The 13,076-nt window shown below is 43.9% G+C and carries 9 protein-coding genes; all 9 read left to right on the top strand.

The features are described 5' to 3' along the window. The first annotated feature begins 14 nt into the window (after positions 1–14). The 9 genes from ACP26M_RS03315 to ACP26M_RS03355 all read left to right on the top strand — a co-directional run bounded on the left by ACP26M_RS03315 (position 15) and on the right by ACP26M_RS03355 (position 13,072). Entirely contained in the window at positions 15–245 is a 231-nt protein-coding gene (locus tag ACP26M_RS03315; RefSeq protein WP_426586145.1) for a hypothetical protein, read from the top strand. 200 nt (positions 246–445) lie between these two features. Next, positions 446–1,012, top strand: coding sequence for an RNA polymerase sigma factor (locus ACP26M_RS03320; protein WP_426586147.1), 567 nt, complete (start codon positions 446–448; stop codon positions 1,010–1,012). A gap of 79 nt (positions 1,013–1,091) precedes the next feature. Next, positions 1,092–2,108, top strand: coding sequence for a FecR family protein (locus ACP26M_RS03325; protein WP_426586149.1), 1,017 nt, complete (start codon positions 1,092–1,094; stop codon positions 2,106–2,108). Positions 2,109–2,215: 107 nt separating this feature from the next. Continuing rightward, the gene (locus tag ACP26M_RS03330) at positions 2,216–5,668 is read left to right on the top strand and encodes a SusC/RagA family TonB-linked outer membrane protein (protein ID WP_426586151.1); all 3,453 of its coding nucleotides are present in this window, start codon (positions 2,216–2,218) and stop codon (positions 5,666–5,668) included. Positions 5,669–5,679: 11 nt separating this feature from the next. Then, positions 5,680–7,170: a SusD/RagB family nutrient-binding outer membrane lipoprotein gene (locus ACP26M_RS03335; protein WP_188832785.1), complete on the top strand. Its 1,491-nt coding sequence runs from the start codon at positions 5,680–5,682 to the stop codon at positions 7,168–7,170. Positions 7,171–7,201: 31 nt separating this feature from the next. Beyond that, complete coding sequence (locus ACP26M_RS03340) at positions 7,202–8,701, top strand: DUF5689 domain-containing protein (RefSeq protein WP_426586154.1); 1,500 nt, start codon at positions 7,202–7,204, stop codon at positions 8,699–8,701. A 267-nt stretch (positions 8,702–8,968) separates the two neighbouring features. Then, positions 8,969–10,384 carry a calcineurin-like phosphoesterase C-terminal domain-containing protein gene (locus ACP26M_RS03345; protein WP_426586156.1) on the top strand — a complete coding sequence of 472 codons (1,416 nt, stop codon included), beginning with the start codon at positions 8,969–8,971 and terminating at the stop codon, positions 10,382–10,384. Between the two features lie 61 nt (positions 10,385–10,445). Further along, positions 10,446–11,279, top strand: coding sequence for a glycerophosphodiester phosphodiesterase (locus ACP26M_RS03350; RefSeq protein WP_426586158.1), 834 nt, complete (start codon positions 10,446–10,448; stop codon positions 11,277–11,279). A 392-nt stretch (positions 11,280–11,671) separates the two neighbouring features. Continuing rightward, positions 11,672–13,072, top strand: a complete 1,401-nt coding sequence (locus tag ACP26M_RS03355; RefSeq protein WP_426586160.1) for an alpha-L-fucosidase — start codon at positions 11,672–11,674, stop codon at positions 13,070–13,072. Positions 13,073–13,076: the final 4 nt, after the last annotated feature.

The following is a 13,076-nucleotide window of genomic DNA, read 5'->3' on the forward strand; positions in this document are numbered from 1 at the left end:
GCGCTAAGCTAAAAATGAACTGGAACCGGGTGTATGACAAAATTGAACGGGACTGCCTTACAAGTTCAGTTACTTTTGCTTTCAATCCATTGCTGGAATTCTGCCGGGCCGCCTTCTTTTCCTCAACCAAAACATTTGAACCTTTCTTTGTATCGAAAGTTGTAAGGGTTGTGGTTCTTGGGGGCGTGGGTTCGGGTCCGTTTGCTTACCCCAAAGCCTCTTGGAAGCTGTTTAAAAACGGTTAAATAAAACTGCTATATCCCGCTCGCCATTGCGAGGAACGAAGCAATCCCCGATGAGCAGATCCGCGCTGTATAGTTTGGGATTGTTTCGTTCCTCACAATGATGCTTTATATTATATTAAAAGCCATTTCTGATGTTTTGTTCTCTCTTAACATTATGCTAACATAGCAGCCTTACATTTGAGCCAAAACAACTCTTTGGCATGTATCCTGCACTTACTGATGAAGCGTTGATGGGGCTTATCCAGCAAAGCAACCCCGTTGCCCTTGAAACTCTTTTTAACCGTTACTACAAAACCTTATGTCAGCTGTGCACGGTGTACACTAAAGATTATACCGTTGCCGAAGAGATCACCGCCAATCTTTTCATTAAACTATGGGACAACCGCGATACGGCCATCCTTAATGTAAAAAGTTACCTGTTTGTTGCTGCCAAAAATCTCTCTTTAAATCATATCCAAAAAAAGAAAGACCCGGTACATTCTATCGAAGATATCGACCTTCAGAGCCATATGTTAAAAGATAGGGATAATCCATTTAAAATTCTTTCTGGCCGCGAATCGTACAATAAAATACTAAACCTTATTGATACTTTGCCTGCCAGCCAAAGGCAGGTACTGCTCATGAGCCGTATCGATAATCTCGACAAAAACGAAATAGCCCGGGTTTTGGGTATTTCCGTTCGTACGGTTGAAACCACCCTTTACCAGTCTATAAAAAAACTCCGCCAGCTGTTAAAAGGGCAGCATAATTTCACTTCCGAGGGTTAATGATTTCTTAATATAAACTTAACTTTTTTCGCTACGTATCGGCTACGCAAAATCAGTCTTTATTGCAGAGACAGATTTAATGGAAGATAATAGTTATCGCTTAATAGTTGAATATTTTGAGAAAATCATCAGTGATGATGGCTTAACACAGTTGCAGGAATGGATTGAGGAAAGCCCCGAAAATCTCGCCCAGTTCAGTGAAACCATCCAGATCCTGGAAGCATCCAAAGTTCATTTTAAACAGCCGGAAAATGCCGAAAGCACCTGGGCAAAAATCAATGCGCATATAACCCAACCTCAAACACCTGTAATTAAACGCAATCTTAAATTCAACTGGATAACTTATGCTGCTGCCTGCCTGCTTATTTGTACTACAGGTTGGTTTGGATACCGATACTTTAAACAATCACAAGCTTTGGTTTATGAAGAAATCAGCAATGCCGATGGCAAGCATTCAAAAATAATACTGCCAGATAGCTCGACAGTTTATCTGGGTGGTGGTAGCAAACTCAGATACGCCAAAAACTTTAGCCGCGAAAAACGAGATGTAACGCTTAATGGCGAAGCTTTTTTTGATGTGGTTCACCAGGTTAAACCTTTTGTAGTTAAAAGCGGTGATATTACCACCGTGGTATTGGGCACTTCGTTTAATATTAAAGCCTACCCGGCCGATCACAAGGTAGCTGTAACCGTGCAAAGCGGTAAAGTAGGGGTAATGGCCAATGTGCAGGGGAAACCTCAAATGGTTAAATACCTGGTAAAGAACGAGCAGATCAGCATTGATACCCAAAATGGTATCTACACTTTTAATAATACCGATGCATTGGCAGTAAGTTCATGGATCAATAACGAATTTGTTTTTTACAATACAACTTACAGAGAGATAGCGGCTTCGCTTGAGCATCATTATGGCGTTAAGATCAGGTTTACAGAACAAGATTTGGGCAATGTAAGGCTTACAGCCAAATTAAAGGGCATGGCGTTGACAGATGCCATGGAAACCCTCAGCGCGCTATCCGGATTGGGCTATACGCAAAAAGGCGATCAGCTATTTATTTCAAACAATAATCAAAAAGGAGGAAGTATAATGAAATAGTATTTACCTGGCTATTGAAAGCCTGGACGTTGCTGGTAACAACCCCAGGCTTCAGAATTTTGACAATTTAAACTCACGGTTAGACAAGTATAAATTAAAGTAAATATATGAAAAAGTTATGGTTATTAACCATGCTGTTCTTTTTACAATTGCCTTTTGGCGGTATAAACGCTAAGGCACAAACAGTAATAAATAAAAGGATCACATTTGGTGCCGATGGTGCCATGTTAAAAGATGCCTTTCAGCAAATTGAAAAATTAAGCGATATCTCCATAAGCTATAATAATAGCTTGCTTGATGATAAACGCAAAATACATGTAACAAAAGCGGAGCGCTCTTTAGGCGAAACACTTGACCTGCTTTTAAAAGGAACTACCTGCACTTACAGGGCTGCAGGCGAACGAAATATCATCATCATTGCAAAAACACAGGATAGGGGTAGTGTTAAAGGGAAAGTTGTTGATGAAAAATCAGAACCTCTTCCCGGTGCAACTGTAAAAATTCCGGGGACCGGGGCCACTGCTATCAGTGGCGTTGATGGTTCATATACATTAAATATTGTGCCGGGTACTTACACGGTTGAGGCAAGCTTTATCTCTTACGAAACTAAGAGGATCCAGAATGTAAGTGTTAGCTCGAATGCCAATACTGTTTTAAATATCACGCTTAGCCCGGCCGATAATAAACTTAACGAAGTGGTGGTAACGGCACTTGGTATAAAAAGGGAAGATAAAAGTTTGGGTTATTCTGCGCCGGTTATTAAGGGCGAACAGCTAACAAGTGCCCTTTCGGGTAACTGGACTGATGCATTATCGGGGAAGGTAGCGGGTTTAAACCTCATCCGTTCAAACAGCGGCCCTGCGGGATCAAACAAAATTATCCTCCGTGGCGAAAACAACCTTACTGGTGATAACGAAGCCCTGATAGTGGTTGACGGTGTGGTAATTAACCAGGGCAGCGGCAGGCGCACAAGCAACTCCGGCGAATCGGCCTATGGTACCAGCAGCGACAATATGCCAGCCGACTATGGCAGCAACCTGAACGATATCAACCCTGAAGATATTGAAACTGTAACGGTATTGAAAGGCCCGGGTGCTGCTGCGCTTTATGGTCAGCGAGGTGCCAATGGTGCTATTATTATTACCACTAAATCAGGTAAAAAACATAGTGGTTTGGGAATTACCTTTAACTCAAATGCGAGCCTTGAAAGCGTAAACCGCTGGCCCGATCTGCAATATGAATACGGACAAGGTACGGCGGGTTCCCGTTATTATTCGTACGGTGCCGGTCCTGATGGTGCAAGCACAAGCTCGACAAGTTCAGCTTACGGCCCTAAGTTTGATGGGCAGCTTTTTTATCAGTTGGATCCGGTTACACAAAAGCAAAGCACAACACGTACGCCATGGGTACCCTACAAAAACCAGATCCGCGATTTTTTTGATGTTGGCCAAACTTTCACCAACTCGGTAAGTGTTGACGGTGGCAGCGATAAAACAACAGCACGTTTTTCGGCAACCAACGTTACCAATCACTGGATTACGCCGAATACAGGGTACACCCGCAACAGCGTCGCTTTATCGGTTAACTCCAAAATTAATGATAAGTTAACCATTAACGCAAAAGTAAACTACAACAACAAAAACAGCGACAATTTACCCGGCGCAGGCTATGGTAACCAATCGCTGATGTACTGGTTTATATTCTGGCAGCCTAATGCCGACCTAAACTGGTTGAAGAACTACTGGAAAAACGGACAGGATGGTAAAGCCATATTTTATCCTTTCAGTTCGTTCCCTGAAAACCCATACGCGGTATCTTACGAGTTTATCAACAGATCAAACCGTAACTCGGTTACAGGAAACGTAGAGGCACTTTATAATGCCACAAAAGAGTTTAGCGTACAGGTTCGTGCTACTTTAGACATGGGCTATGAGCAGCGCGCACAGCAGCGTCCATATGATGCCGGAAGTAAATACCCGAAAGGCTCGTACCGTACACAAAACATCTATTCGGAAGAGCAGGGTGCCGATTTCCTGTTGAAATACAACAAGAAAATAACACACGATGTTAACATCACCGCTACGGCAGGTGGTAGCATGCTCCGCAACAATTATAACCGCGATGAGGTACGTGCCGACTCGCTGGTATATCCGGGCGTGTATTCGATGGCTAACAATGCCGGCCCACTGGTTACGTTGCCGTTTAAGTCAAAATATGCTATCAATAGCTTTTATGGCTTGTTGTCTACCTCTTTTAAAGATTACTTGTATGTAGATTTAACAGCCCGCCAGGACTGGATCAGCACGCTGGCTACTGCGAACCGTACCGATCAGGTTGGTTTCTTCTATCCATCGGCAAGCCTGAGCTTTTTGCCATCTGAAGCATTCAAGCTGCCTAAATTTATTGACTATGCAAAAGTGAGGGCATCGCTTGCAGGTGTTGGTAGCGGTACAACAAATCCTTATCAAACCTCATTTAACTATGTATCGGCAGGTAGTACTTATGCAGGCGGTTTACAAAATCCGCGTACGCTATCCAACCCCGATTTGAAACCTTTGCGTACCACAACGCTTGAAGTTGGTGCCGAAACCAGGATGTTCAGCAATCGCTTAGGTTTTGATATAGCTTTATATACGGGTAACACTAAAAACCAGATCCTTAGCCGTACTGTAGATCAATCATCCGGCTACAGCCAGGCAGTTATCAACGTAGGTAAGGTAAACAACAAAGGCATCGAAATTACATTGAACGGAACGCCTATACGCAAAGCCAACGTGTTTAGCTGGAATGTTACTGCAACCTTCAGCGCCAATAAAAACACCATTGAACAGCTTGCCGATAGCGCGGTTGTGTTGCGGAATGGCCCTACCGGCGGTGGCCAGATTGTTGCCCGTGTAGGCGGCAGTATGGGCGATATGTACGGTCGCGGTTATTTGCGCTCGCCTGATGGGCAGATCGTTTATGATGCTTCAACAGGTTTTGCCAAATTAGCTGATAACCTGGTTTATTTGGGCAATACTATCCCTAAATGGAAAGCAAGTATGGGGCACGATTTCAGGTACAAGCAATTTAACCTGCACCTGTTATTTGATGCCCGGGTTGGCGGTGTATCATACTCGCTGTCAAACTATAAACTGGCCGAGCAGGGTAAAACAACACTTACCTTACCGGGCAGGTACAACGGTATCATAGGCAAAGGCGTTATCCAAAACCCGGACGGCAGTTACAGACCGAACGATGTTATTGCAACAGATGTTGACGGTTACTACCGCTCACACTATGGTATTGATAATGCCGAAGGTAATACGTTTTCAACCAACTTCCTGAAATTCCGCGAGGCAAGGTTTGATTATTCATTGAGCCCTCGTTTAGTTAAACGCCTTGGATTAACGCGTGCTACGGTAGGTGTATATGGTCGTGACCTATACATCTGGACTAAGTGGCCAATCTTCGATCCTGAATTTGGTACGCTTTCGGGTACCGACATTGTGCAGGGATTTGAAGTGGCGCAGTTTCCATCAACCCGCACATTTGGTTTTAACATAGTTATTGGCATTTAATAATTAACAATATGAAAAGGAACGGATATATACTTATATCAATGATGATGTTGTTCGTTAGCATAATGTCGTCATGTAAAAAGGATTTTATTGCACTTAATACCGATCCCAACGGTACGCCTAATGCCTTGCCGCAGCAATTGCTGGCCCCGGCATTGGTGAATACATTGGGTACTAATATGCTTCGTGCCCGTAATTTTAATAACGAGCTGATGCAGGTTACAGTTGATGCAGGCGACTCGGAGGGTAGGGTGTTCAGGTATGACATCAAACGTACCTGGGCCGATGTTACCTGGAATGCCTGGTATACACAGTTAACTAACTTTAAAGATATTTATACCATTGCCAGCAAGGAGGTTACCTATAACAAAACTTATATGGGCATTTCGCTCATTTGTCAGGCATGGTTGTACTCCATGCTCACCGATACTTATGGCGATGTACCTTACTTTGATTCGAACAAAGGCAAGGACGGAAACTTTACACCAAAGTTTGATAAACAGAAAGAGATCTACCTGGATATTTTTAAAAACCTGGAAGCAGCAGATACCCTGCTTAATGCTTCAGCAAACGTAGTTGCCGGCAGTGATCCGGTATTTAACGGCAATGCTTTAAAATGGCGCAAGTTTGGTAACACGCTTTATTTAAGGCTGTTGTTAAGGGTATCTGGTAAGGCTGATGTTTCGGCTGATGTGATCGCCAAGATCAAACAAATTGTTGATACCAATCCGGATGCTTACCCCATTATGGGCAGCAATGATGATTCGGCAGTTTTGCGGTGGACAGGCTCCGGTGCCTTGACATCTCCATTTATTGGGGGAGTACGCGAACAGGACTGGCGGCAACCCGGTATTTGCGAGTTTTTTGTAAACAACCTGGCTAAATGGGCCGATCCGAGGCTGGTTAACAACCGCTGGTCGATATCAAGTTACCAGGGTGGCATACAGGGGATTCCAAGTGGTTATGCCCCAGGTGAAAATGTTGGTATCAAATCATATTTCCAATCTACCACATCAACAACTACCTTAATGAACGATCCGTTGATGGGTAACATCATGAACTATTCGGAGTTGCAATTTATCCTTGCCGAAGCCGCTGCCAAGGGCTGGATAGCCGGCGATGCTGCTACTTATTATAAAAACGGTGTTCAGGCTGGCATCACTTTCTGGATCCCGACATATACAGTACCTATTGATACCTATTTAGCAGGCGCTGATATTACGTGGGATAATGCTGCTCCGCTTGATGAAAAAATGGAGATGATCCATGTTCAGAAATACTACTCCATGTTTTACACTGATTTTGAGCAATGGTTTGAATATCGCCGTACCGGCCACCCGGTATTGCCGAAAGGTAATGGTTTAAAGAACAACGGTATTATGCCGGCCAGGCTGCAATACCCGGTTTATGTACAATCGGCCAATCCTGATAGTTACAAGGCTGCGGTAGCTGCACAGGGTGCCGATGAGATAAGCACACAGGTGTGGTGGCAAAAACAATAATAACCCGGTTTTAAACTAAGAGATCCATAAAATGAAAAAAGTATATTTATTGCTGGTGCTTGCAATGGCCGCCGGTATAAGTTCATGTAAAAAGAATAACTATGCCGAAGGTACATTAAGCCCCATCATAGCAGTTGTTGACCTTCGCGCTATTTACAAAGGCTCGGATGTTGTGCTGAACAGCAGCAATATGGGCGGAGCTAAGGAAATAGTAGGTGTTGTAATCTCAAATGCGGCGGCAGGTAACAGTCCGGCCGGCGTATTGGTGGTACAAAATAACCGCCGCAACGCTGTACGAGGTATTTCTCTTGAAATAGGCAGCGCAGCTGCAAATTATGTTCCGGGCGATTCGGTAATAGTGCAAGTTGATGGCGCTACACTTACCAAAGTAAATGGCAGTATGCGTGTTAAAGGTCTTACTGAAACATCAGTAAGTAAAGTTGCCGATAACAGACCTATCAAAGTACAATCTGTTCCGTCAGCTACTTTACTGGCTTCGCCGGACGTTTATGAAGGCACGCTGGTTACTATAGCCAAAGCGGTTACTGATCCGGAGCCGCAGCAGGGCGAAACCTACGCGGGTGATAAAACACTTAATGATGGTTTTGGCAAAATAACCATGCATACAGAGGCAAACGCTGCTTTCGCAAGCACCGAATTGCCGTTCAGCGCTAATTTTACAGGTATCCCGTTTGCGGTAACATCTGGTACGGATACCAGGTTGCAGCTTTGGCCGCGTACTATTGATGATGTGTTTACACTTGCGGCAACCAAGCCATCGCCGATTATTATAACCGGATACCTTACAAATCCTTCGGGCAGCGATGGTAATTATGAATATATTCAGTTCAAGGCAACTAAGGATATCGATTTTTCGGTAACAAATTATGCCGTGGTAACCTGTAATAACGCGGGTACCAACCCGGCACCTGCCAATGGCTGGGCGCAAGGTTTGGCAAAAACTTACAAGTTTAACCTTACATCAGGCACAGTTAAAAAAGGCCAGTTCTTTTATGTAGGTGGTAACAAAAATATCTGGGGCAAAGGCTCAACCGATATCAGTTCATCAAACTGGATCAACAGCACGATGTATGCCGAAATACCGGGTGCTGATTTTGGTAACGTAACTACTAACCTGTTAGCTAACAGTGGTAACGTTGCGGGTATAGCGGTATTCAGCGGCACAACTGTTACGGCTTCAAGTGTCCCTCTGGACGTGATCATGTATGGTGGCGGTGGTACCGTGTACTCTGCTGGCCCGCCGGAAATTGGTTACCGTATTACCAATACCGATTACTATAGTACCATTAACCCGGTAACCCGTACAGACCAGGGCTTTTATGGCGGTGGTACCAATACCTCAAAGCTCACCTTGCCAACTGATGGCCTATTTAGCCAGTTGGGTGGCGTTTACGATGCACTTACCGGCAGGTGGGTAACCGGCAGAACAGTGACCAGCGTTACACTTACACTAACATCGCCAATAAGCACCATTGAAACAGCTACTGGCGTAACAATGGTTCAAAACTAAATACAATAAAAAGGCCGTGATGAATTTATAGGTGTAAAAGCAGGGAATGTGCGATTCCCTCCCTTGGGAGGGTGTAGGGAGGGGTTTTATCCGCCGGGTCATTTGATCGGCAAGGCGAATAACCCCTCCCTGCCATTACACTTTCCCGTCGCGCCCCTCCCTGGGGAGGGAATTGAAAGCTTTTGACTACTTGAAATTTATCACCGGCCTTTTTTTTACACATTTACCAAAGCTAAACATCTGTTTGAGCTTCGAAAATATCATCAAATGAACAGAAGATCATTTTTACAGGGCGTAGGCCTTATAACCGGCGGCGCGTTCATCTCGCTGCGTGCCAACGCTCTTACTCAAATATTAAAAGGGGATACAGTTAAAGGCCGTGTCACCGCAGGCAAAAAAGGAATTAAAGGAGTAGTAATATCCGACGGTTTTTCGGTAGTGATTACCGATGATAAAGGCTATTACGAGCTTACTCCCAATGAAAAAGCCAAAAGCATATTCATGAGTACCCCATCAGGCTATGAGTTTAAAACAGATTATAACGTAGCTAAACATTACGAAAACATAGGCGGCAGTTCGCATTTTGATTTTAAGCTGGAGCCGTTAAAAGTTGATGATTATAATCACTATTTCATTATCTGGGCCGATCCGCAGGTGAAAAACAAAAAGGATGTGAAACAAATGATGGATACCTCGGTTCCCGACACTATTGCTACCATAAAATCATTGGGGAAAAACGCGTTGGTGCATGGCATTTGCGTAGGTGATATTGTTTGGGATAACCATGAGCTTTTCCCGGCCTATAATGAAGCTGTTGCTCAAATGGGCATCCCGTTTTTCCAGGCGATAGGTAATCACGACATGGATTACCGCATGGGAGGGGATGAAACCTCGGATGTTACTTTTAAGCAGATCTATGGGCCAACTTATTATTCCTTTAACCGTGGTAAAGCACATTATGCAGTATTGGATAACGTTCGGTACCTGGGCGTTGAACGCGAGTACGATGGCTATATCACGGAAGATCAGCTAAACTGGCTGGCGAAAGATCTGCAATACGTTAAGAAAGATCAATTGCTGATCATCAACCTGCATATCCCGGTTTATAACCAGGTGAAAAACAATCAGGATTTTTATAAAGTGCTGGAAGGCTTTACCAATGTACATATCATGTCGGGCCATACGCATTACCATGACAACAATATCACCAATGGCATCTTTGAGCATAACCACGGCACCGTATGCGGCGGCTGGTGGACAGGGCCAATCTGCGTTGATGGTACCCCGCGCGGTTATGGCGTGTACTCAGTAAACGGCACCGAATTAAAATGGTACTATAAATCCACAGGTTTACCGGCCGAAAATCAGATCAGTGTTTATGCCGAAAAACTGACCAACCAGATGCGCCTCATTGCCAACGTTTGGAACTATGATCCGCAGTGGAGAGTTGTGTATTATTTAGACGACAAACCAATGGGAGTTTTATCAAAAGAGCAGGGATATGATCCCTTATCGGTAAGTTTGTATAAAGGTGATCAGTTGCCGGCAGGCCGCCATTTTGTTGAGCCTCATGAGACAGGGCATTTGTTTGTGGCGTATTTTGAGCCGTCGGTTAAAAAGGTTAGGGTTGAAGCTACAGATCGATTTGGGAATAAATATTCAAGCGAATTAGATGCGAAATAAAATAAACATTGTTACCGGTATAAGTCTTATCTTGTTATCAGGCTTTACTGTTGTTAAAAACATGGAATTAAAAAATGCAGATTTCCCCTCATTCAGTGCCGAAGCGCATCGCGGCGGCAGGGGACTGAGGCCCGAAAATACCATTCCTGCTATGAAAAACGCCATCGATCTTGGTGTTGTTACCACGCTGGAGATGGATACGCACATTACGGCTGATGGGCAGGTGGTTTTATCGCATGACGAATATGTCAACCCGCTGTTTTCGCTTACTCCTGATGGTAAGGAGATCAGCAAGGAAGATGCGAAAAACCTGATCCTCTATAAAATGAAATATGAGGACCTGAAAAAGTATGATGTAGGCTCAAAACCCTACAGCAAATTTCCGCGCCAGCAGAAGTTAAAAACCTATATGCCCCTGTTATCCGAATTGATTGATTCGGTGCAGGATTATATTAAGGTTAATCATAAAAAATCGGTATTCTACAACATCGAAACTAAATGCTCACCAGAAGGGGATGGTATTTATAATCCAAGCCCGGATGAATTCGCGGAGCGTTTGATGGCTGTTTTGATCGAAAAGAAAATCCTGCCTTACGTGGTGATCCAGTCATTTGATAGACGCACGCTACAGATCATCCACAAAAAATATCCTGATGTACGTACTTCCTATCTTATCGAAAACAAAAAATCGTTTGAAGATAATATGGCCGATTTGGGCTTTACCCCATTCATCTACAGCCCGGACTATAAACTGGTTGATGCCAACCTGGTAAAGAAATGCCATGATGCAAAGATTAAAGTACTACCATGGACTGTAAATACCAAAAAGGAAATAGAACAACTCAAAAGTTTAGGTGTTGATGGTGTGATTACTGATTATCCGGATTTGTTTTAGTGAAACAACCTGCCGCCGCTCGGCTCCAGCCGAGTGGCAACTATCACGCGGCCTCCGGCCGCCGCAAATAATACAAGCGTTTATTTCTTGCTCACTCCTGCGCTCATTTATAATGAGTGCTTAATATGGTCTTGCGTTTGTAACGCAACCGGGCGATACAATCGCCAAATCATTTTAAGCGCTCGTTGCAAACAAACGTAAGTTTAAACACGGCGGCCAGAGGCCGCAAAATAGTTGCCACTCGGCTGGAGCCGAGCGGCGGCATATGTTTTTATCCTCGCCACGCCAAATAAGCTGAATGTAATGTCAATTTTCGATAATCTAAACATTAAATTTAAATGTGATATTGCAGTTTGTTAAAACGTTTTATCAATTTAACCAACAACCCAATCATGTTTAAGTTAAAAGCTATATGCTTTATTGCGATTTGTGCCGCGTCCCTCTCACTAAAAGCACAAACGGCCCGGCAGCCTGTAAAACCGCTTGCCCAGCTTCAGCAGGAATTTGTCGACCTGCGCTTCGGTATGTTTATCCACTTTAACATCCCAACCTATATGGATCAGGACTGGGCCGATCCAGAAGCATTGCCAACCATCTTCAATCCAAAAAAACTCAATTGCGATCAATGGGCAAAGGCGGCAAAATCGGCCAACATGACTTACGGTTGTATCACTACCAAACATCACAGCGGTTTTTGTATTTGGGATACCAAAACAACCGATTATAATGTGATGAACAGTCCCCTGAAAAAAGATGTGGTTAAAGAATATGCTGACGCGTTCAGGGCTAACGGACTAAAAGTGTTCCTGTATTATTCTATATTGGATACCCACCACAGGTTAAGGCCAAACATGATCACGCCAAAGCATATTGAAATGGTTAAAGCACAGATCACAGAACTGATGACCAAATACGGCGAGATTTCTGCATTGATCATTGACGGATGGGATGCCCCATGGTCCAGGATCTCGTATGATGACGTACCGTTTGAAGAGATCTACACACTGGTAAAATCATTACAGCCAAACTGCCTGGTAATGGACCTTAACGGAGCCAAATACCCCGCCGAAGGCATGTACTATACCGATATCAAAACTTATGAAATGGGTGCAGGACAACGTGTATCAACTAAAGATAACCGCATGCCGGCGATTGCCTGTTTACCGCTACAGTCAACCTGGTTTTGGGAAACAAAGCACCCGGCAGCCCCGGTCAAAGAACCTGCCAAGTTAGTTAATGATATCCTGAAACCATTAAATAATGTCGACTGTAATTTTATCCTGAATGTAGCGCCTAATCGCGATGGTTTATTTGACGATAACGCTCTTGCGGCGCTTAAAGAAATAGGCAAGCTTTGGAAAAACGAAGGCCCGCTTGCTAAACTCTCTCAACCGGATGCGCCTATCATTTCATCAAATATTGCTAAAAATCAACCGGCAAGTTCAAGCTGGAGCGATGATTCGGCCATTATGGATTTTGCGAACGATGATGATTTTCATAGTTCATGGGTATCAAACCCAACAGTTAAGAATCCATGGTACGAGATCGACTTTAAGAAAGACCAGGCCCTGAATACCGTTGTTATTGCCGAAGAAAAGCCGAATATTTCACATTACCGTTTAGAATATTACCTTAACGGAAGCTGGAAGCCATTGTTTGACGGTGAAAATGGTAACAAGATTAAAGTTCATCGTTTTGACAGGGTATGGGCTGGTAAAGTACGGATCTCGATAGATAAGGCCGATCACCAGGTATCCATAGCCGAGTTCCAGGTTTATAACGAAAGAAGATAATTAC

The sequence above is a fragment of the Mucilaginibacter sp. R-33 genome (genome assembly GCF_049949235.1).
Classification (GTDB): domain Bacteria; phylum Bacteroidota; class Bacteroidia; order Sphingobacteriales; family Sphingobacteriaceae; genus Mucilaginibacter.

Bases quoted from the DNA above. Each gene is read 5' to 3' on its own strand.
- ACP26M_RS03355 (WP_426586160.1), top strand. From the start codon at position 11,672: ATGTTTAAGTTAAAAGCTATATGCTTTATTGCGATTTGTGCCGCGTCC.
- ACP26M_RS03345 (WP_426586156.1), top strand. From the start codon at position 8,969: ATGAACAGAAGATCATTTTTACAGGGCGTAGGCCTTATAACCGGCGGC.
- ACP26M_RS03335 (WP_188832785.1), top strand. From the start codon at position 5,680: ATGAAAAGGAACGGATATATACTTATATCAATGATGATGTTGTTCGTT.
- ACP26M_RS03325 (WP_426586149.1), top strand. From the start codon at position 1,092: ATGGAAGATAATAGTTATCGCTTAATAGTTGAATATTTTGAGAAAATC.
- ACP26M_RS03330 (WP_426586151.1), top strand. From the start codon at position 2,216: ATGAAAAAGTTATGGTTATTAACCATGCTGTTCTTTTTACAATTGCCT.
- ACP26M_RS03340 (WP_426586154.1), top strand. From the start codon at position 7,202: ATGAAAAAAGTATATTTATTGCTGGTGCTTGCAATGGCCGCCGGTATA.
- ACP26M_RS03315 (WP_426586145.1), top strand. From the start codon at position 15: ATGAACTGGAACCGGGTGTATGACAAAATTGAACGGGACTGCCTTACA.
- ACP26M_RS03350 (WP_426586158.1), top strand. From the start codon at position 10,446: ATGGAATTAAAAAATGCAGATTTCCCCTCATTCAGTGCCGAAGCGCAT.
- ACP26M_RS03320 (WP_426586147.1), top strand. From the start codon at position 446: ATGTATCCTGCACTTACTGATGAAGCGTTGATGGGGCTTATCCAGCAA.